This window comes from Streptomyces sp. NPDC057963, from assembly GCF_042887155.1.
In the GTDB taxonomy this organism is placed as follows: domain Bacteria; phylum Actinomycetota; class Actinomycetes; order Streptomycetales; family Streptomycetaceae; genus Streptomyces.
This window is the reverse complement of sequence record NZ_JBHVPX010000006.1, coordinates 373772-395805: the sequence shown is the minus strand read 5'-3', so window position 1 is coordinate 395805 and position 22034 is coordinate 373772. Positions and strand designations below refer to the sequence as shown.

Annotated in this window: 11 protein-coding genes and 1 pseudogene; 8 read left to right on the top strand and 4 right to left on the bottom strand. The window is 69.5% G+C overall.

Annotated elements, in window-relative coordinates; genetic code table 11:
* Positions 1-263: 263 nt before the first annotated feature.
* The 3 genes from ACFVT1_RS17235 (at position 264) to ACFVT1_RS17225 (ending at position 5288) form a co-directional block, all read left to right on the top strand.
* A complete protein-coding gene (locus ACFVT1_RS17235) occupies positions 264-2003 on the top strand; it encodes an amidohydrolase family protein (protein ID WP_389795957.1) in 1740 nt (579 codons plus the stop codon).
* On the top strand, positions 2000-3463 hold the full coding sequence (locus ACFVT1_RS17230; protein WP_389795955.1) for an aldehyde dehydrogenase family protein: 1464 nt from the start codon (positions 2000-2002) through the stop codon (positions 3461-3463). The genes ACFVT1_RS17235 and ACFVT1_RS17230 overlap by 4 nt, the downstream gene beginning before the upstream one ends.
* A gap of 259 nt (positions 3464-3722) precedes the next feature.
* On the top strand, positions 3723-5288 hold the full coding sequence (locus ACFVT1_RS17225) for an APC family permease (RefSeq protein ID WP_389795953.1): 1566 nt from the start codon (positions 3723-3725) through the stop codon (positions 5286-5288).
* Between the two features lie 208 nt (positions 5289-5496).
* On the opposite strand, the gene ACFVT1_RS17220 is transcribed toward ACFVT1_RS17225, so the two are convergent.
* Complete coding sequence (locus ACFVT1_RS17220; protein ID WP_389795952.1) at positions 5497-6165, bottom strand: endonuclease; 669 nt, start codon at positions 6163-6165, stop codon at positions 5497-5499.
* Positions 6162-6806 (bottom strand): DNA polymerase ligase N-terminal domain-containing protein, encoded by a 645-nt coding sequence (locus ACFVT1_RS17215; RefSeq protein WP_362199426.1) that lies wholly within the window; start codon positions 6804-6806, stop codon positions 6162-6164. Before ACFVT1_RS17215 ends, ACFVT1_RS17220 begins: the two co-directional genes overlap by 4 nt.
* A 438-nt stretch (positions 6807-7244) precedes the next feature.
* Here ACFVT1_RS17215 and ACFVT1_RS17210 point away from each other — a divergent pair, with 438 nt between their 5' ends.
* Positions 7245-8588: an MFS transporter gene (locus tag ACFVT1_RS17210; protein ID WP_389795950.1), complete on the top strand. Its 1344-nt coding sequence runs from the start codon at positions 7245-7247 to the stop codon at positions 8586-8588.
* Here the strand turns inward: ACFVT1_RS17210 and ACFVT1_RS17205 are convergent.
* Complete coding sequence (locus ACFVT1_RS17205) at positions 8560-10050, bottom strand: CehA/McbA family metallohydrolase (protein ID WP_389796208.1); 1491 nt, start codon at positions 10048-10050, stop codon at positions 8560-8562. The two genes, ACFVT1_RS17210 and ACFVT1_RS17205, sit on opposite strands and share 29 nt — an antisense overlap.
* Positions 10051-10264: 214 nt before the next feature.
* Here ACFVT1_RS17205 and ACFVT1_RS17200 point away from each other — a divergent pair, with 214 nt between their 5' ends.
* From ACFVT1_RS17200 to ACFVT1_RS17185, 4 genes are all read left to right on the top strand, one after another.
* Positions 10265-11110, top strand: a complete 846-nt coding sequence (locus ACFVT1_RS17200; RefSeq protein WP_389795949.1) for an LLM class F420-dependent oxidoreductase — start codon at positions 10265-10267, stop codon at positions 11108-11110.
* Between the two features lie 174 nt (positions 11111-11284).
* Positions 11285-13681, top strand: coding sequence for a LamG domain-containing protein (locus ACFVT1_RS17195; RefSeq protein ID WP_389795947.1), 2397 nt, complete (start codon positions 11285-11287; stop codon positions 13679-13681).
* 143 nt (positions 13682-13824) lie between these two features.
* Positions 13825-20766, top strand: a complete 6942-nt coding sequence (locus tag ACFVT1_RS17190) for a polymorphic toxin-type HINT domain-containing protein (RefSeq protein ID WP_389795945.1) — start codon at positions 13825-13827, stop codon at positions 20764-20766.
* A 10-nt stretch (positions 20767-20776) separates the two neighbouring features.
* A complete protein-coding gene (locus tag ACFVT1_RS17185; RefSeq protein WP_389795943.1) occupies positions 20777-21334 on the top strand; it encodes a hypothetical protein in 558 nt (185 codons plus the stop codon).
* Between the two features lie 83 nt (positions 21335-21417).
* Here ACFVT1_RS17185 and ACFVT1_RS17180 read toward each other — a convergent pair.
* Positions 21418-21795: pseudogene (locus ACFVT1_RS17180) on the bottom strand (tyrosine-type recombinase/integrase); the annotation flags it as partial.
* Between the last annotated feature and the right edge of the window lie 239 nt (positions 21796-22034).

The following is a 22034-nucleotide window of genomic DNA, read 5'->3' as shown; positions in this document are numbered from 1 at the left end:
TGCCCCCCGGCCCCCCGTTACCCCCCCCCCCCCCCCCCCCCCCCCCCCCCCCCCCCCCGCGGGGGGGGGGGGGGGGGGGGGGGCCCCCCCCCCCCCACCCCCGCTCCTCGAACGCCGGAGGGGCTCGACCGCGCCCGGCGGGGCCGGATCCAGCCCCGCCGAAAGCTGCGGCGTCTTCCCGGACCGCCGCTGCGTGGAGCCGGGGTGCGGGTCGCGGCCGTGCGCACCCCGGCTCCACATCCACCACAGAATGGGGACCCGTCATGCTCGACCACCTCATCCGCGGAGCGACCGTCGTGGACGGCACCGGCGGACCCCCGTACCGCGCCGACGTCGGCATCCGTGACGGCCGTATCGCCGTCGTCGCCGAACCCGGCACGCTCGCCGAGGAGGCCGTCACCGCCGAGGACGCCACCGGCCTCGTCCTCGCCCCCGGTTTCGTCGACCCCCACACCCACTACGACGCCCAGCTCTTCTGGGACCCGTACGCCACCCCGTCCATGAACCACGGCGTCACCACCGTCGTCGGAGGCAACTGCGGATTCACCCTCGCCCCGCTCCACCCCGAACGCCCCGAGGACGCCGACTACACCCGCCGCATGATGGCGCGGGTGGAGGGCATGGCCCTCGCGGCGCTGGAGGAGGGCGTCGACTGGACCTGGTCCGGCTTCCGCGAATACCTCGACGCCCTCGAAGGGCGGATCGCCGTCAACGCCGGGTTCATGGTCGGCCACTGCGCCCTGCGCAGACACGTCATGGGCGCCGACGCGATCGGCGGGCAGCCCACCCCCCAGCAGCTCGACGCCATGCTCGCGCTCCTCCACGACGCGATGGACGCCGGGGCCTGGGGGCTGTCCACCACCCAGTCCGCCACCCACTCCGACGGGGACGGACGACCGGTCGCCTCCCGGCACGCGCGGCCCGAGGAGCTCCTCGCCCTCTCCCGCGCCGTCGGCGAGCACGAGGGCACCCAGCTCGAAGCGATCGTCGCGGGCTGCCTCGACCAGTTCTCCGACGAAGAGATCGAACTCCTCGTCGACATGACGGCCACCGCCGGACGCCCGCTGAACTGGAACGTCCTCACCATCGACGCCGCCGTCCCCGAACGCGTGCCGCGCCAGCTCGTCCCCAGCGAACGGGCCCGCCGGGCCGGCGGCCGGATCGTCGCCCTCACCATGCCGATCCTCACGCCCATGAACATGTCGCTCGGCACCTTCTGCGCCCTCAACCTCATCCCCGGCTGGGGCGACGTCCTCGCCCTTCCCGTCCCCGAACGCATCGAGCGGCTCCGCTCCGCCGCCACCCGGGCCGAGATGCTGCGCCGCGCCGACAGCAAGGAGGCCGGCGTCTTCCGCCGCCTCGCCGACTTCGGCCGCTACGTCATCGGGGACACCTACAGCGCGGCCAACGAGGGGCTGAGCGGACGCGTCGTGGGCGACATCGCCGCAGAACGCGGCCAGGACCCCTTCCACTGCCTCGTCGAGATCTGCGCCGACGACGAACTGCGCACGGTGCTGTGGCCCATGCCCACCGACAACGATCCCGACTCCTGGGCGCTGCGACGGCAGACCTGGGAGCACGAGGACGTCATGCTCGGCGGCTCCGACGCGGGCGCGCACCTGGACCGGATGTGCGGCGCCCCGTACACCACCCGCTTCCTCGGCGACTGCCTGCGCCGGCGCAAGCTCCTCCCTCTCGAACAGGCCGTCAGGATGCTCACCGACGATCCCGCCCGCCTCTTCGGGCTCCGCGACCGGGGCCGGATCCAGGAGGGCTTCCACGCCGACCTGGTCCTCTTCGACCCCGAACGCATCGACGCCGGTCCCGCCACCCTCGTGCACGACCTGCCCGGCGACAGCCCCCGGCTCGACTCCAAGGCCATCGGCATCGTGTCCGTCCGCGTCAACGGGGTGGAGACCCTGCGCGACGACAAGGTGACCGGCGCGGTCCCCGGTACGGTGCTGCGCTCGGGCCGCGACACCCGGACGGTGAGCACCGTATGAGCGACCGGAACCGGCGCCTGTTCATCGGCGGGCAGTGGACCGAACCCGACCACGGCCACTACGAGGTGATCAACCCGGCCACCGAAGAGGTCGTCGGCCTCGCCCCCGAGGCGAGCCGTGAGCAGGTGTACGCGGCGGCGTCCGCGGCCCGCGAGGCCCTCGCCGGCTGGTCCCGCACCCGCCCCGAGGAGCGGGCCGCGATCCTCGACCGGGCCGCCGACCTCATGCAGCGCGACCTGGCCGGCAACGCCGCGCTCGCCCAGGCGGAGAGCGGCGCCACCACGGCGACGGCCAGGGGCATGCAGGTCGCCGTCGGCGCCGCCCGCTTCCGCCGGTACGCCAGGGGCGCCCTGGAGCCGGTCGAGGAAGCCGTCGCACCCCAGATCAACGAGGCCGGGCCGATGGGCCGGGCCGGTGTCTTCGGGGCGCTCGCCGTACGCCAGCCGGTGGGCGTCGTCACCTGCATCACCTCGTACAACAACCCCTGGGCCAACCCGGCCGGCAAGGTCGCCCCCGCACTCGCCATGGGCAACACGGTCGTCGTGAAGCCCGCACCGCAGGACCCGCTCTCCGTCTACCGGATGGCCGCGGCGCTCGAAGAGGCGGGCGTTCCGGCGGGCGTCGTCAACGTCGTCACCGGATCGGGCCCGGAGGCGGGCGAGGCGGCCGTCGACTGCGAGGACGTCGACATGGTCAGCTTCACCGGCTCCACCGCCGTCGGACAGCGCATCGCCGAGGTGTGCGGGCGCTCGATGAAGCGTCAGCTGATGGAGCTGGGCGGGAAGGGCGCCGCCGTCGTCCTCGACGACGCGGACCTCGACTCCGCGGTGGCGGGCATCGGCACCACGTTCTCCTTCTACAGCGGGCAGATCTGTACGGCCCCGACCCGCGTCCTCGTCCAGCGCGCGGCCCACGACGCCCTGATCGAGAAGCTCACCGCGTACGCCGGCCATCTGAAGGTGGGCGACCCGACGGCCAGGGGCACGGTCGTCGGCCCGGTCATCTCCGCCGCCCACCGCGACCGCGTCGAGTCGTACGTCGAACTCGGCCGGAAGGAGGGGGCGCGGATCGTCACGGGCGGCGAACGCCCGGCCGGACCCGGCCGGGGCTTCTACGTTGCGCCCACCCTCCTCGCCGACTGCACCCACGACATGCGCGTCGTCCGGGAGGAGATCTTCGGCCCGGTCGTCGTGGTCGTCCCCTTCGACGACGAGGAGGAGGGCATCGCACTCGCCAACGACAGCGACTACGGGCTGATCGACTACGTCTGGTCCTCGGACGTGGCACGGGCCTTCCGGGTGGCCCGCCGGCTGCGCGCGGGCGGGGTCGGCGTGAACACCGTCGGGCGGAACATGGAGGCCCCGTTCGGCGGGTTCAAGAAGAGCGGCGTCGGGCGCGATGTGGGCTCCTACGCCCTGCACGCGTACAGCGAACTCCAGGCGATCGTCTGGCCGGGCTGAAGCGGTGGACGCTGTGCGGGGCCTCGCGGGTGTCCGCTGAGCGGACACCCATGGGAAAATTTTGAATCCCCACAAAACGGACAGTGCTGCGATTCCCGTACGGTGCTGCGATCGGGGTTCGACCTCTCATCGGAAGGGTGCGGGCGTCGATCGCCTTCAATTCACGCTCGCTTATCCGTTCTGTCATCCGAAATTCAAGGATGAGGGGGCGGAGTCTCATCCTCCGAATGTGGATATCGCAGCGCTTAACGTCCTTTCCATGACACAGCTGGACGTGCGGCCGCAGGCCGGAGACACGGTCCGGGGAGCCGCCCCGGCCGACGGCGGAGTGCGCGGCAAGGGCCTCGGCGGGAACTCCGTGGGCCTGATGGGCAGCGCCGTCATCGGCATCTCCACCGTCGCCCCCGTCTACTGCCTCACCTCCACGCTCGGCTCCACGGCGGGAGAGGTCGGCGTGCAGATGCCCGCCGTCTTCCTGGCCGGCTTCCTGCCGATGCTGCTCGTCGCCTTCGCGTACCGCGAACTCAACAAGGCCATGCCGGACTGCGGCACCTCCTTCACCTGGACGGTGAAGGCCTTCGGCCCGCGCGTCGGCTGGATGTGCGGCTGGGGCCTGGTCATCGCGACGATCATCGTCCTGTCGAACCTGGCGGGCGTCGCCACCTCGTACTTCTGGCTCCTGGCGGGCGAGATCACGGGCAAGGGGTCGATCGCCGCCCTGGACGACAGCAAACCCGTCCACATCCTCAGCTGCCTGATCCTGATCGCCATCGCCACGGCGATCAGCTACCGGGGCATGACGGCCACCAAGGGGATCCAGTACGCCCTGGTGGGCCTTCAGCTCGTCGTCCTCGCGCTGTTCGTGGTGATGGCCGTACAGAAGGCGGACAGCGGGGAGTTCGCCTCGTCGCTGCACTTCTCCTGGTCCTGGCTGAACCCGTTCGCGGTGCAGTCCTTCGCGGCGTTCACGGCGGGGCTCTCGCTGTCGATCTTCATGTTCTGGGGCTGGGACACCTGCCTGACCGCCAACGAGGAGACCATCGGCAGCGAGAAGACCCCCGGGCGCGCCGCTCTCATCGCGATGGTCGTGCTCGTCGGCTCCTACCTGGCGACCGGTGTCGCCGCCCAGATGGCCGTCGGCTCCGGCGGCTCGGGTCTCGGCCTCGCCAACCCGGCCCACTCCGACAACGTCTTCGCCGCACTGGCCGGCCCGGTCATGGGCCCCGGCCTCGGCGTCCTGCTCTTCATCGCCGTACTCGCCTCGGCGGCGGCGAGCCTGCAGACCACCTTCATCCCAGTGGCCCGCACCGTCCTGGCGATGTCCACCTACGAGGCCCTGCCCGCCTCGTACGCCCGCGTCCACCCGCGCTTCCGGACCCCGGGCAGGGCCACGGTCACCGCGGGCGTGGCGACCGGTGTCTTCTACACGGTCATGACCCTGGTCAGCGAACACGTCCTGGTCGACACGATCTACGCGCTCGGCCTCATGATCTGCTTCTACTACGCGCTGACGGCCTTCGCCTGCGCCCGGTACTTCCGCGCCGAGCTGACCCGCTCCGCCCGCGACCTGGTCTTCAAGGGCCTCTTCCCGGTCCTCGGCGGCATCCTGCTCACCGCGGTCTTCGGCAAGACCCTCTACGACATGTGGAATCCCGCGTACGGCTCCGGCTCGTCGGTCTTCGGGGTCGGCTCGGTGTTCGTGATCGGTGTCGGGCTGCTGCTGCTCGGTCTGGTGCTGATGCTGGTGATGCGGCGCCGCAGCCCGGCGTTCTTCCGCGGTGAGGTGCTGACGAAGGAGACTCCGGCGCTGGTCGTGGAGGACTGACGGGCGCTGGTCGTGGTGGACTGGCGGGCGGGCACGCGGCTTCGCTCTTCGCCGCCCAAGGCCCGGCGCCGCCGGCCCGCACGACTGGCGGCCGACCGCCGGGCGCACCTCCGCAGGGCCCGTCGCCGCCGGGCCTACCACTGCGGCGCCCATCGCCCCCGGGCGCCCCGGGGCGGCGGGTGCTCCGGTCCCGCGCCGTCCGCCGGCCTCAGGCGGCGTGCTCCATGACGTCGTCCACGACGTGCTTGTCCAGCGCCGCACGCACCAGGGCCGCCGCGAGCACCGCGTCGGCCTCCCCGCCCCGTCCCTCTCCCCCGGCCTGCTCCGCCAGGTGCGCGAGCTTCGCCGGAGAGGCGGGCAGCCCCAGTTCCTCGGCGCCCTGAAGCGCCTTCCCGTCCAGGAACGGTGCCGTCTCCGGCCAAACGGCCTGCACCTCGCGCACGAAGATGTCCGCACCGGCCGGGCCCATGCCCGGGGTCCTGCGCAGCCCGCCCCGCAGGACGTCCAGGTCGCCGTCGGCCTCCTTGCGCAGCCGCCGCAGATCGCCTCCGTACTCGACCAGCAGGAGCTCCGCCCCGTCGCCGAGCTGGGTGGCGGTCCGTTCGTCGTAGCGCCGGTAACCGCCCTCGCCCAGTGCGTCGACGCGCTGCTGCCAGGTCGCTCCGATCATCCGGTCCGGGGACCGCATGCCGTGGGCGAACAGCGCGCGTGCCGCCGCCACCGCCGCGGACGCCCGGATGCGGGCACTCAGCAGATCGCTGAGGACGAGGAGTTGGTACAGGGGCTGCGGCGTGTTCCGCAGCCGGATACCGGCCTCGGCGGCATAGGTGGTGCCGTACCGGTCGAGCAGCACCTCCACGGTCCTGCGCGCGGTCACGGAGACCCGCCTCCCTCCTCGGCGGCGACCTGCTGCAGCGTGCGCCCCGTACGGGCCGAACGGGCCCGGTACGGGTCGGGCGCGTCCGGCCCGTCCTGGGTGGCGAGCCGGTCCTTGGCCTTGATCAGCAGCCATATCTCCCCGCCCGGGGCGCCCTCCTCGCCGCCTTTCTTGAAGCGGGTGAGGGCGAACTCGCCGTGCAGCCTGGTGCCGTCCAGCCAGAAGGTCGCGTGCCCGTTCTCCAGGGACTGCTCGAACGGCACCGGCGCGCCCCAGCGGTCGTGGCTGAGCGGCCGATAGGTGCCCTGGTCCCAGACGATCACCGTGCCGCCGCCGTACTCGCCCTTCGCGATCACTCCCTCGAACGTGCGGTACTCCAGCGGGTGGTCCTCGGTGGGGACGGCCAGCCGCCTCTCGCGCGGGTTCTCCGAGGGGCCGCGCGGCACCGCCCAGGACTTCAGTACGCCGTCGACCTCCAGCCGGAAGTCGAAGTGCATGCGCCGTGCCTGGTGGATCTGGACGACGAAGCAGGGTGCCGGGCCCGGCCGCTCCCCGTCGCCGTGCGGTTCCGCGGTCGCGTCGAAGTGCCGTTTGCCGCGGTAGTCCCGGAGCCGGTCGTCGTTCTCGCCGGTCGCGTCCATCCGGATACCTCCTCCGGCAGCCCCGCCCGATGTCCCCCTTCCACTGTGACGCCCTCGGGCGTGAAGTGCACAGGGGCGGCGGGGGGCGCGCAGGGGCCGTAAGTGTGTCGACATCAAGTATCTTGACATCGAGACGATTGGCCCGGCAAGCTCCCCCTGATCTGCCGATCTCCTGATGTCGAGACATGCGGTCGGGACGCATCGGGACACATCGGGACACATTCGAGGGGGCGTGCCATGCGGCGCGACAAGGACAGCGGGGCACCGGTGACCCCGCAGGGCGGGCCGACGGGGCCAGGGGGACGAGGCGGTTCAGCGGGGCGGGGCGGACCAGCGGGCAAGGCCGGGCGAGGCGGACCAGCGGCGCGGGGCGGGCGGGGCGGGCGGGGCCTCCTGGCCCAGCTGCGCAATCCGCCGGGCGGTCGCAACGCGCGGATCATGCTGCTCGCCCTGGCCGTGGACCGGACCGGATCGGGGCTGTGGGCCGCGTCCTCGGTCCTGTACCTCACCTTTGTGACGCATCTGAGCGCCCAGCAGATCGGGGTGCTGCTCGGCGTGGCCGGAGTCGCGGGCATCGCGGGCTCCCCGCTCGCCGGACGGCTGGCCGGCCGCTTCCCGGTGCGCCCGCTGCTGATCGGCTGCCACCTGCTCCGCCTGGTGACGCTCGCCCTGGTGCTGATGTGCGACGGCTTCGACGCGCTGCTGCCCGTCGTCGCCGTCACCTATCTGGGGGACAGGGCGGCGAAGACGCTGGAGATGCTCTTCGCCACCCGGACGGCGGGCGCGCGGCGCGTGGCCTATCAGGCGCTGTCCCGCAGCGCGGCCAACGCGGGCTACGGGCTCGGCGCGGGGATCGCGGCCCTCGGCCTGGCCGTCGGGACCGGCGGCGCCTACCGGGCCCTGATCCTGGGCAACGCGCTCTCCTTCCTCGTCGCGGCGGTGCTGGTGTGGCGTACGAACGAGCCGCGGGAAGAGACCGTCGAGGTGGCCGGAGCCGCCAACGGGCCGCGGCCGCGGCCGGAGCCGTCGTCGGAGCCGCAGCCGCCGTCGGAGCAACTGCGGTCGGAGCCGTGGTCGCAGCCACACCCGCAGCCGGAGTCGCAGCCACTGTCGCAGCCGCAGCGGCCCGCCCGCAGGGCCAGTCCGTGGCGGGACCGCGGCTACCTCACGTTCGTACTGCTGGACATTCCGATGAACCTCGACGACTCGGTCCTCGGCGTCGGTCTGCCGCTGTGGCTGGTGAACCGCACCTCGGCGCCGCACGCCCTCGTCCCCGTCTTCCTGGTCATCAACACCGTGATGGTCGTGGCGCTCCAGATCAGCGTGTCGGCACGGGCCGAGGGGCCGCGCCGGGCCACGCGGGCGGTGCTGCTGTACGGGGGCCTGATGTTCGTGTGCTGCGCCTTCCTGGCCGCGGCCACCCGGGGCGGGACCTGGGTGGCCGCGGCCGTTCTGCTCGCCGCGGCGCTCGTGGTGACCCTGGCGGAGCTGATGCGCTCGGTGAGTTCCTGGGAGCTGGCGGTCCTCCTCGCGCCCGAGAACGCCCGCGCCGAGTATCTGGGGGTGGCGGGGATGTCCCAGTCCATCCAGAAGTCCGCCGGGCCGCCGCTGCTGACCGGCGTGGTGATGGCCGTCGGCCCGGCGGGCTGGCTGGTGCTGGGTGCGCTGGTCGCGGGCCTCTCGGCCGTCCAGCGACGAGCGTGTGCACGACGGCTTCGCACGCTTGCGCCACCGGCCGCGCGGCGACTGCTCCCTAACCCTCCAGGAACACCGGATTGGTGAGCGCCGCCAGTGCCCCAGGCAGCCCCGGCACCGTCGCCGGGTGCCGGACCTCGGCCCGCACATAGGCGGCGTAGGCCGGCGTCGTACTCCACTCCACCGTGCCGGCCCCCGACTCCGGCAGCGCGGCCGTGAACAGCGTGCCCTGATCGGTGACGAAGTGCGCGGTGCAGCCGGGCGCCCCGGTCACCTCCAGCCGTACGGTGACCGGGGTGCCGTCCCCGTCCACCCGCAGCCGCTCACCGATCCCGGCGTGCCGGCCGCGCCCGCCCGAGGCGCCGAAGGACAGGCTGACGGCGGACGACTCGGCGATGTAGGAGCGTCCGGCCCGGATCCCGGCCACGATCGCCCCGCGCGACAACTCGTCGGCGAGGACGACGGTCTGCGGCAGCCCCACCTTGTCCGGCTCCCGGTGCGCGTCGCTGTTGCCCATCGCCGGAACCCAGGGCTTCGACGAACGGACGGCCGCCACGAGGGAGTTGTCCCACTCGGCGAGCGCGATCTCGTCCTCCGGGGTGTATGCCCCGTTCCACACCTCCACCGCGTCCGCCTCGCCGAAGCCGAACTTCCAGTGGCAGCCGATGCAGGTGGCGTGCGGATGCGCGGGCACGACCAGGCCGCCGGCCCGGCGCACGGCCTTCGCGTAGTGCCCGAACCGGTTGTCGCGGGCCCGGTAGCGCCAGTCGATCCAGGTGCCCGGGTCGGTCGCGAGCGCGATCACATGCCCGTTGCGGGTGGTGATCTCCTCGCCCGTGAGGACCAGCAGGTCGTCACCCCACAGTCCGCCCCACGCGCCGTGCGCGGAGTACGTGTTGTGCTCACTGCTGTTGATGAAGTCGAGCCCGGCCGCGCGTGCGGCGGCGGCGATCTCGGCCGGGGTGCGCCTGCCGTCCGAGTGGACGGAGTGGAGATGGCAGTCCCCGCGGTACCAGGCCCGCCCGCGCCCCTTCGCGCGCTCCGGCGGGTACACGGGCCTCGGCGCGGACCCGGTGGGCCCGAAGCGCAGGGTGACCGTCACCTCGTACGGGAGCCCTTCCGGGGCGACGGTGTACGGCCCGAGGACGATGTTCCAGGTCCCTGCCCGCACCGGCCCCGCGATGTAGCCGGGCGTCGCCTCGTCCGCCCGGACGAAGAAGGCGGTGCGCGCCCCGCCGGACCATCCGCGGAACCCGCGCCCGCCCAGCTGCGTGCCGCGCTCGTCGAAGATGCCGATGTCGAGGGCGTTGCCCTGCGTCCCGGCCGGGACGGGCGTCTTCCCGTACGTATACGAGACGGCGATCTCCCGTACCCCGCGCGGGACTTCGACCGGCAGGTAGACATAGTCGGGCGACCCGGCCGGCAGGGTGCCGCGCACGGTCCTGGTCCGGTCCGGGGCGCCGTCCCCGGTCGCGGCGTCGGCGAAGCTCACAGTTCCCAACGTTAGAGCGGTGGCGGCCGTTCCGACGAGAAGGCCGCGCCTGGCCATCGGACGGCCGTGGGCGGATTGCGGTACGGGCATACGGGGCTCCCCGGGGGTGTCGTGGCGGTCGAGGGGTGACCTACCCGACCCTGGCCGCGAGCCGTGAACTCCGGGGAAACGGCGGGAGGAATGGCCGGGACCGCACTTCCGGACGCTCGGCTTTCCGCACCGCACCGCATACGTTGGGGCCGTCACCGGACCACGACGGAGGTGTCCTCCCATGCGGATCGCCACGACGATCTTCCTCACCGATGAGACGATCACGCCGCTGCGGCTCGCCCGCGAGCTCGAACAGCGCGGGTTCGCCGGGCTCTGGCTGCCCGAGCACACCCACATTCCGGTGAGCCGGGACACGCCCTACCCGGCGGGCGGCGAACTCCCGCCGGAGTACGGCCGCACCCTGGACCCCTTCGTCGCCCTCGCCCAGGCCGCCGCGGTCACCGAACGCCTCGTCCTCGGCACCGGCATCACCCTCGTCGCCCAGCACGACCCGATCGACCTGGCGAAGCAGATCGCCACCCTCGACCATCTCTCCGGCGGCCGGTTCACGCTCGGCCTCGGCTACGGCTGGAACACCGAGGAAGCCGCGGACCACGGGGTGAACTGGTCGACGCGCCGTGAACTCGTCCGCGACCGCATGGCCCTGATGCGCTCCCTGTGGGCGGACGAACCAACGGCGTACGACGGCGAGTTCGGCTCCGTCCGGGCCAGCCACGCGTACCCGAAGCCGCTCCGGAAGCCCCGCGGCCCGGTGAACGGCCCCCGCACCCTGATCGGCGGCGCGGCGGGCCCGAAGCTGTTCACGCACATCGCGCAGTACGCGGACGGCTGGCTCCCGATCGGCGGCCGCGGCCTGACGGAGTCCGTACCGAAGCTGCGCGAGACCTGGGAGTCGGCCGGCCGGGACCCGAAGCAGCTCCAGGTGGTCCCCTACGCGGTACTCCCGAGCCCGGGAAAGCTGACGCACTACGCGGACCTGGGCATCGAGGAGGTCGTCCTGCAACTGCCCCCGGCCGGAGAGGCGGAGGCGCTGAGGGCGCTGGACGCGTACGCGGAGTATCTGTAGCGACCGGGGGGCGGTTCTGAGACCCCCGCTCCTCTCCGGCCAGGATTCCGAGTTCCCAACCATCTGTCATCTACGCCTTGGTTATGGGGATTTCAGGGATTTGTGGACGGGCCAGCTTCCTGCACATGTAAGTTCCTGTGGATTGGCTGTGCCTCTTCGCGTAAAGCCGCCCGGGTGGAACACGTGTACTGGGCCGACGCGCGGGCCGAACCTGTGGATCTCTACCGCATCGGCGGCAAGGACCGCACGATCACCTCGGGAAGCAACTGGTCGAACACGAAGAACGACTGGAGTTCCCTCCTCCTCACCCTGGACAAGAAGATCTCCCCGGCCGGCTGCTCCAGCGGAGCCAACCTGAACTTCAGCGGCGGCAAACTCCTGACCGAGGTGCAGTCAGCCGCTTCCGGTTCCTGGAAGAGCATGTCGCTCGGGCTGCGGGCGAAGGACGAGTCCGGCTACGGAGGCTGGAAGAGGGTCTGCGGCAACAGCTATCTGAAGATCGAATACAACACGCCGCCCAGCCAGGTCGACTACAAGCTCATGTCGTCCAATCCGGGCGGCAAGTGCGCCTGGGGAACCGGACGCCGCTACACGAACGTACTGCCGCTGCTACGGGCCGAAGCGCGGGACCCGGACCACACCACGACGCAGACGGACCAGGTGAAGATGCAGTTCGAGGTGCGCTGGAAGGAAGGCACCGAAGACAAGTTCTTCACCTACGACACCGGCTACAAGTCGCCCAACAAGGGAACGCTGTTCAGCTACCAGGTGACGCAGCGGCCGGCCGGTCAGCCGCAGATTCCACGGGACAAGGTCGTCTACTGGGCCGCCAGGGCCTATGACGGCGATGCCTGGGGCCCCTGGAGCTCGTCCGGCGACCCGGTTCAGCGATGCGAATTCATCTGGGACAGCACCGCGCCGGCTCCGCCCGTGGTCACCTCAGACGACTACCCGGCGGACGAACAGTGGCACCACGGGGTGGACACGCCGGGCAAGTTCACGTTCAAGGCCGCGGACAAGGACGTGAAGGAGTATCGCTACGCCTTCGACGACGACGCCATCAAGGCGGTCGGCACCACGGCGGGCGCCCCGGTCACGCTGGAATGGACACCCACCTGGGCGGGCCAGCACTCGGTGACGGTCGAGGCATTCGACGGGGCCAACAACTCCAACATGGTCCCCGCCATTTACGTATTCCTTGTGACGGACGGCAAACAGGCGACCGGACAATGGAATCTGGCCGATGAGGCCGGAAGCACCCAGGCACATGACGAGACCGGTCGCCATCCGGCTGTGCCCGGTACCGGAGTGACGTTCGAGGCACCGGGGCCGGGCGGAGTGGTGGACAGCGCGGCTCGCTTCGACGGCACCGCGAACGCCTATCTCGACACCGGGGCCACCGTCACCGACACCGGGCAGAACTTCACCGTGAGCGCCTGGGTCAAGCCCGCCGCGCTGGACCGGAACACGGCGGTGCTCAGCCAGGACGGCACCGGCGGATCAGGGTTTGTCCTCGGTTACGACGCGGTCGACCAGGCATGGGTGTTCTCCACGCCGGACAAGGACGGGGCATCCACGACCCAATGGCGTGCCGTGGCCAAGGGCGTAGAAGTGAAGAAGGACGAGTGGGTGCTGCTCACGGGCGTCTTCGACGCCAACGTGTCCACCGGCCCCGAACTGCGCATCTACGTCAACAAGCAGCGGGCCGGAACGGCCCGCCGAAGCACCACCTGGTCGTCCCGGGGCAGTCTCCAGATCGGTCGGGTCCTGGCCGGGAGCGGATACCGCGATCACTTCCAGGGCGACCTCGCCGAGGTCAGGGTCTTCGACCGGGTGCTGCCCGACGACGAGATCGCCAAGATGATGACGGTCAAGCCGCAGCGCAAGGCGTACTGGCCGCTGGAGAGCGCGACGGATGGCAGATCGGCCAACGTGCAGGCGGATGGACAACCGCTCACCCTGTACGGCAACGCGGGCATCTACAACCCTGTGTCCGTCGAGGACGACGCCGCCCTCACCGACAACGGGAACCTGACGCTCGACGGCACGGACGACTGGGCGGCAACGGCCGGCCCCGTGGTGACGGCGGCGGACAGTTACACCGTGGCCGTGCGGGCCAGGCTCACCACGCTCGACGCGCGGAAGACCCAGACGTTGCTGTCCCTCCCTGGGCAGAACGCCGACCGGCTCGCAGTGCGCTACCAAGCCGTCACCGGAAACTGGGAGTTGGCCGTCACCGACGCCGACACCAAGGCCGCGAAGGTGACGATCGTCACCGATGAAGAGGTCCTGCCCAGTACTGAAGCCGGAGGTCAGCATCTGGCCGTGGTCTTCGATGCCTCCACGCACGAGGTGCGCCTCTTCGTGGACGGTCAGATGACATCGACGGCCAAGGGCTTCGACTACACGACGTGGCCGTCCAGCGGCGGGCTCCAAGTCGGCCGCTCGGCACAGGCGGGCGGCAGCGACTACTTCGCGGGAGCGATCGACGAGGTTCGCGTCTACGCCGGGGCGGCGGATCCGATCTCCGTCAGCCGGATGGGTGCGCCGACGGGCGACCCGGCCATGTAGCACCGAGGCCACGGGCGGCCGGGTCCAGGACTGCTGACCCGGCCGCCGGTGCCGCCCCACGTCCCACCTGACCTCTGAACGATTCAAGTCTGCCCTTGCGGAGCTATGTGATGTCTATGCGTGGTCGTCTTCTCGTCCCTCGTATGCCCCGGCATACCGTGGGCGCGCTCATGCTCGGCCTGGCCCTCGCGCTGACCGCGGGCAGCGCCCAGGCCCTGCCTCCCAGGCAGGAGAGCATCGGCCTTCCAGGTCTTCCGAAGGACCCCGATCCGGCCGAGGTCAAGGACGCCAGAGCGGCATTACGGCCCGCCGACCCGGCGAAGAAGGCTGCCGCCACGGGGCTGGACCGGGTCGTCTGGCCGAAGGCCGGAAGCGCGGAGGTCGCTGTCTCCGCGTCCCCCTCACTCCTCACCACCCGCGCGGCAGGGCCTTCTCCGGCCGTCAGGACCCGGCCCGGTGGGATCCCGGTCACCGCGGCCCCGGTGAAGCACAGGACCACAGCCGCAGCGGATGCGGCACCGTCGAAGATCAAGATCTCCTCGCTCGGACACGAGGCCGCGCGGAAATGGGGAAGCGCCGCGCTTCTCACAGTGCAGCGCGCGGACGTCGGCGAGAAGACCGCTGACGTCGAACTCTCCCTGAATTACAAAGAGTTCGCCGACGGTGCCGGTGGCGCGTACGGCTCGCGGCTTCAGCTGATGCAACTACCCGCGTGTGCGGCGACCGCCTCCGGGCCCGACTCCTCGTGCACCGCCGCGCCCAAGCCGATCCGCTTCGAGAACGACTCGGCACGGCAGACCCTGACCGCGCGAGTGGCCGCAGCCCCGTCCGCGGCCGGGAGCGCCGGGGCGGTGTACGCGGTCACCGCAGGTGATTCGTCCGCCAAGGGCGACTACAAGGCGACCAGCCTCGCCCCGTCCGCGAGCTGGTCGGTCGCCGCGTCCTCGGGAGGCTTCTCCTGGGACTATCCGATCCGCACGATTCCCACTCCGGGCGGCCTCACCCCCACAGTGGGGTTCGGCTATTCCTCCCAGTCGGCGGACGGCCGCACCGCGGCCACCAACAACCAGGGGTCGTGGATCGGCGAGGGCTTCAGCTACGAACCCGGCTACATCGAGCGCTCGTACAAACCGTGCTCCGAGGACGGGCAGAAGACTTCGGCGGAACAGTGCTGGGCCTTCGACAACGCCACGATCATGCTCAACGGCATGTCCGGTGAACTGATCCAGGACGACACGTCGAAGAAATGGCACCTCTCCTCGGACAACGGCGCCAAGATCGAAAAGCTCGACGCGACCACCGCCAAGTACCCCGTGGACAACGGTGACAACGACGGAGAGCACTGGAAGCTCACCACCACGGACGGCACCGAGTACTCCTTCGGACGCAACAAACTGCCGGGCTGGGCCGCCGGCAAGGAGGAGACCTCCTCCACATGGACGGCGCCCGTATTCGGCAACGACCCGAAGGATCCCTGCTACAACGCCACGTTCGCCAAGGCGTACTGCAAGCAGGCATGGCGGTGGAACCTCGACTACGTCAAGGACATCCACGGCAACGTCATGTCGTACTACTACGGGGCGGAGAAGAACCGCTACGCCCTGAACGCCAAGACCGACGTCAACGGCACCGAGTACGACCGCGGCGGCTACCTCAAGCGCATCGACTACGGCCAGCGCGACGGTTTGGTCTACACGGCGAAGGCTCCGGCCAGCATCGTCTTCGACGTCAAGGAGCGCTGCATAAAGGACGAGAATTTCGACTGTGCCGAGTCGAAATTCACCACCGCCAACGCCGCCCACTGGCCCGACACCCCCGTCGACCGGTACTGCAAGGCCGACACCAAATGCACCATCGCCCAGTCCAGTCAGACGTTCTTCACGACCAAGCGGCTGGTCGGCGTCACCACCAGGATGAGCACAGGCCCCGGCGCGGCCGACTACGCGGACGTGGACGCCTGGACCTTTACGCACTTCTTCACCGACAACGGCGACCAGACCGAGACGCTCTGGCTGTCCAAGATCGACCACGAAGGCCGGGTCGACCACGCCGGACAGGGCGGCACTCCGGCCAAACTGCCGTCCGTCCTGCTCCAGGGCATCCATTTGAAGAACCGGGTCGACAGCACCACGGACAACACGGACGCCATCCACCGCTACCGCCTCGCCACAGTGATGAGCGAGACGGGCGCGCAACTGGACATCAAGTACGCCGAACCCGACTGCACACCCAGCGCCCTGCCCGCGCCGGGCAAGTCCGTCAAGCGCTGCTATCCGGTCGTGTGGGCGCCGCCCGGAACCATTGAGCCCCGTACGGACTGGTTCCACAAGTACGTGGTCGAGGAGGTCGTGGAGACCGACCGCACCGGCGGCGCCGATGACCGGACCACCCGGTACACCTACCAGGGCGATGCGGGCTGGCGTCACGCCGACCCGGACGGCATGACCGACGCCAAGTTCCTGACCTGGGGCCAGTGGCAGGGATACGGCAAGGTCTCCGTCACCAGCGGCAGCTCCCAGGCCATGAAGTCACGGATCGACTACACCTACCTTCAGGGCCTGGACGGCGACGAGGTCCCCGGCAGCGGTACCCGGTCGGAGAAGGTCAAGGACTCCACCGGTGTCGAGTACACCGGCCACAAGGAGTTCACCGGCTTCGAGATCGAGGCGGCGACCTACGACAAGGGCAAAGTCGTCTCCAAGGTCCTCAACGAACCATGGAAGTACGACACGGCCACCCAGACGCGGACCTGGCTGACCAGTCACGCGACGGCCGTCAAGACGAAGTCCACCAGGGGCTACACGGCCATGCCGGGCGGCACCTGGCGCACCACCAGATCGGTCTCGAACTACGACACGGGCAGCCCCAACGTCCGGCTGGACCGGACCGAGGACCTCGGCGACCTCGCCACCGACGAGGACGACACCTGTACGCGGCTCTGGTACGCGGACAACGCGGGCCTGAACCTGTACGAGCTGCCCTCACGCAGCGAGGCCGTCACCGTCGACTGCTCGGCAACCCCGAACCGGAAGACCGACGTCCTCGCCGACGAACGCACGCTCTACGACGACAAGGCATTCGGCGCGGCACCGGTCCGTGGCCTCCCCACCTCGACGGAGCGCCTCACCTCCCACAACGGCACCACTGCCACGTACCAGGTGACCGGCAGCACGGCCTACGACGCGTTCGGACGCCCCACCTCCCAGCAGGACGCCAAGAAGTCGGGGACGACGACAAAATACGTAGATGTCAACGGTCTGATCTCGAAGACCACGGTCACCAATGCGGAAGAACAGACCACCACCACGGACTTCGCGCCGGCGTGGGGAGCGTCGACCGGTCAGACCGACCCCAACGGCAAGCGGACCGACCTCGCCTATGACGCGCTGGGACGTCTCACTTCCGTATGGCTGGCGGATCGACCGAAGCCGAAGAGCCCGAGCATCAAGTACTCGTACATCGTCCGCCAGGACGACGCGGTCGCGGTCAAGACGGAGAAGATCGACAACAGCGGGGGCTACGGGGCCGAGTACCAGTTCTACGACTCCCTGCTGAGGCCGCGGCAGCTGCAGACCGAGGGGCACGACGGCACCCGGATGATCGGTGACGTCTTCTACGACGGATCCGGCAACGTCAAGAAGACGAACGCCACGTACAACGCGGCCGGCGTGCCCACCGACAAGTTGCAGACCGTCGCCGACGGCGAGGTCGGCGGCCAGACGCTCTACGAGTACGACGGCCTGGGCCGCGCCACGGCCCAGATATTCCAGGTCGCCGGCTACGAGCAGTGGCGTACCACCACCGTGTACGAGGGCGACCGCACCCACGTCGACCCGCCCGTCGGCCAGACCCCGACCACATCGATCACCGATGCGGCGGGCCGGGTGACCGAGCTGCGCAAGTACCACGGGCCGTCGCCGGTGCCGTCCGGGCCGGGTGACCAGTACGACTCGACGAAGTACACGTACACCAAGGGCGGACTCCTGGAGACCGTCACGGACCCGAAGAACAACACCTGGCGGTACGAGTACAACCAGCTCGGACTACGAACGAAGAGCGTCGATCCGGACGCGGGCGTCACGGAGACGGCATACGACGAGCTCGACCGCCCGATCACGAGCACCGTCAACTCCGTCGACAAGACCTCCACGGTCTACGACAAACTCAGCCGCCCCCTCACCACATGGTCCGGAGAACCGGAGTCCGGCACCAAGCTGACCGAGACCAAGTACGACAAGCCCGGCTGGGTGGGGTACGCCTGGGCCTCGTACCGGTACGTCAACGGCAACGAGTCCTACGCCTCGGTCATCCAGGACATGGACTCGCTGTACCGCCCGGAGAAGACGGCCTACACCGTCCCGGCATCCGAAGGCGCGCTCGCCGGCATCTACACCTTCACCACCGCATACAACCCCGACGGCACCGTCAGAGCGCAGGGAATGCCCGGGGCGGGCGCGCTCACGGGTGAGGCCATCGCCTACACGTACGACAAGATGCAGCGCCCGGTCTCGATGACGGGAAAGACCTCCTATGTCACCAACACCCTGTACGGGCCCACCAGCCTGCTCAAGGCCCTCCACCTGTCCACCGGGCAGGGCAAGGCGGTCCAGGAGTCGTTCGAGTACGAGCGCGGCACCGACCGCATGACCAACTCCACGCTGCGCGTGGTCGATTCGGCCGGCCCGGCCCAGTCGTCCAACTACAGCTACGACGAGGCCGGGAACGTCCTCGTCATCACCGACACGGCCGGTGCCGTGCCCGACGTCCAGTGCTTCGCCTATGACGGCGGACAACGGCTCACGGACGCCTGGACCCCGGCGGCGACCGCGGCCGAGGCGGCCGGTTCCGGGACGAAGGACAGCGACCTCACCAACGGCACCCCGACCGCGTGTGCGCCCGCCCCCGGCGTGAAGAGCCTCGGCGGCCCGGCACCGTACCGCACGTCGTACGAGACCGACTCCATCGGCAACCGTACGAAGGACGTCTCCTACGACGTGGGCGGTGACGCGTCGAAGAACGTCACGCGCAACTTCACCTACGGAGAGAACGGCGCGGGCCCGCACGCGGTGACCACGGTCGTGGAGACCACCCCCACCGGTGACAAGAAGTCCACCTACGGCTATGACGACGCGGGCAACACCACCACGCGCACCCTCGGCGGCGACACGCAGAAGCTGGACTGGGACGCGAGCGGCGACCTCACCAGGACGACGGAGGCCAACGGGGACGAGACCAGCTACGTCTACGGTGCCGACGGCGGCCGGGTCCTGAGACGGGACGCCAAGGCGACCACGGTCTATCTCCCCGGTATGGAACTGCGCCTCGCGAAGGGCGCGACGGCGGTCGAGGCCACCCGTTACTACAGCTACGCGGGCCAGACCGTCGCGGTCCGGCAGAACGACAACAAGCTGACGTTCCTCGCCGCGGACCATCACGGAACCGCCGAACTGGCCATCGACGGGACCACGCAAGCGGTGACCCAGCGGCGCTTTGACCCCTACGGGGTAGCCCGTGCCGAGCCGACCGGCCAGTGGCCCGGAGAGAAGGGCTTCGTCGGCGGCACGATCGACGAGCAGAGCGGGCTGACGCATCTGGGGGCGCGCGAATACGACCCCGGGCTGGGGAAGTTCATCTCGGTCGACCCCGTCATCGACTACACCGTCCCGGAGCAGATGAACGCGTACGCCTACGCGCACAACAGCCCCGTCACCCTCTCCGACCCGAGCGGCCTGCTGCCCTGCGCGCCGGGGGTGTCCGAACACGGCAACAGCTGTGGCGGCGGTGGATGCAGCCTCTACTGCTCCGGCGATGTGGCCGATACGGAAGCGCAGGTGACGAAGGCCACGGGTGACAGGAATGCCGCTCAGGCCCAGCAGGGTCAGGCGAAGCAGCGCATCAAGCAGACCGCCAAGGCGCTCGTCAAGATCGTCAGGGACCTCATAGGTGTCGATGCCGCACTGGACTGCTTCTCCAGCGGCGACCTGGGGGCCTGCGGCGAGACGCTGCTGAACGTCGCGGGCAGCTTCGCGGGCGGCCTGGCCGGCAAGGTCTTGGCGAAGTACGGCCTTCCCTGGAAATGGGCCAAGGGCGTCAAGCTCGCCAAGCGAGTGGCCGGCCTGGTCAGTGACCTCATCAGTGGTGTCAAGGGCCTGATGAAGTCATCGAAGGCGCTGAGCAAGGCAGAGGACGCGCTGGCTGTGGCGCGCGCCAAGGCAAAGGCCGCTCTTAGCAAGTTGAAGAAGGACTCAGGGTCCTGCCCGATCCCGAACCACAGCTTCCTGCCAGGTACGAAGGTGCTCCTGGCCGACGGCTCGAAGAAGCTGATCGAAAAGGTCAAGCTCGGCGACAAGGTCGTCGTGACCGATCCGGAGACCGGACGGACGACGACTCGTGAAGTCGTAGCCACCATTGTCACCGAGGACGACAAGCACTTCGTCGACCTGAAGGTCGCACCGAAGAAGGGTGCCCCGGCCCGCCTGGTCTCGACGACGACCCACCCGTTCTGGGTGGCTTCCGAGAACGCCTGGGTCGATGCCGGTGAGCTGCGGCCGGGCATGCAACTCAGGACGGCGACCGGCGAGTCCGTCACTGTCGAAGGCATTCGGTACTTCGATCAGCGTCAGCGCACACATGACCTGACGGTCAGTGATGTGCACACGTACTATGTGCTGGCAGGGGCCACTTCGGTCCTGGTCCATAACTGCAACACCACGGTTTATCGGAAGCAGGATACGTCGATTCCCGAAACTCAGAGACTGTCTGCTGACGCGGACGGAAATGTCTCACACTCGGGATCTGGATCGCTGTACCTCAACATGACTGGCGACATCAGCCATTCGACCGGATTTAAGGGCGATCAGCTAGTTGCCTTCGACGTGCCGACCTCCTTCGTTCGGCAGCTTTCGGCAGCCTCCCTGCCTCAACGCAAGCCGCCCGGCTGGCCGGGAACGAAGCGCGAATGGAATCGTGCCTTTAAAATGGCGCCAGATCAGTCTGATGGGCCTGGACTATTCGGCCTCCGTGATCACCACATCCCTGGGCTAATGGAGGCCATCATCCCGGGATCAGGTCGGATCATTGGATAGGATGGATTTGATGAGTCGTTACGATTCTGCAAGTGAAGGGCGCCGCTTGAGGAAGCGCCCCTCAGAGGACCCGATCAGTCTCCTGGGGCTGTTTGTGGTCACGCCTGTGGCGGATAGTGTGAAGTATGCCCAGCGCCTCAGGGACTTGATTGCCGGAGCCGTAGAGATCTCCAGGTCGGCCGACTTTGAGAGCGATGACGTTTCGGAGGACACGCTGCCGTCCTGGTTCCTGGAGCTTTCTAGCGGTGAAGCCGGGGATGTTCCGGGAGACCCAATTGGAAGTGAAGGTAAGCGTGGATATCAGGACGCGAGGGATGATCGCCCCTGGAATTCAGGGGATTGGATCTATTGCTTCGACCCGGATCTTCGGGCGTGGTCCTGGTGGGATGTAACCGTCGATGAAAATGGGAGAGTTTGCGTTTGGGTAGACACGAAGGGGGAGGCCCATATTCCCTGCGAAGAGCTCCGGTGGGCGATTTTCGTGTCAGGAGCAGTGGACGCTGATCCGTTGACGCTGGAATTTTCTTCCGCGTGGAGTGGTCAGCGGAGCATTGGTCTCGCAAAGTAGACTCGCCGTAGTTCGAGGAGCCCCGCCGGAATTGTTTCCGACGGGGCTCCTTGGGTGTCTGACGGCAGTAGTTGACGGCAACGTCAGCGGACAGGTGACGCGCAGAGTGGCGGGTCATCGCCATCGTCTGGCTGGCCAGCGGTGTCGGCGGGGTCGCGGAGGGCGTTGCCGAGGAGGTCGATGGCGTCGCGCTGAAGGCGGAGTCGGACGTGGGCGTAGACAGTAGGGGGCACGCCGATGTGGGCGTGACCGAGGAGTTCTTTGATCACCACGAGTTCAACGCCCTGCTCCAGGAGCAGAGTGGCGGTGGAGTGCCGTAGGTCGTGGAAGCGAATGCGGCGGATCCCTGCCCGATGGAGGAGGGTGCGGAAGCTGCGATTGAGGTTCGCAGGATCGATCGGTCCTCCCGCCGGCGTGCTGAAGACGAGGCCGTTGTCCTTCCAGCCCTCCGCTGCCGCCTCGGCAGCAGCGCCCTTGACCGTCAGCCCGGCAGCTTGACCAGTGGGTGAGCTGTTCAGAGTTTCTTTACTTGATCAAGGCGGCCCGCTGGCGCGGCCCGCGCGCGCTCCGGCCCTGCGGGGCCGCCGCCCGCTCCTGTCTCCGCCCCGCTCGCCGACGACCCCGCCGGTCCGGGCGCGCAACAACCAGCACAGCCAACCCTTTCCGGGGCTCCGCCCCAGACCCCGGCCCTCCCTCCGAG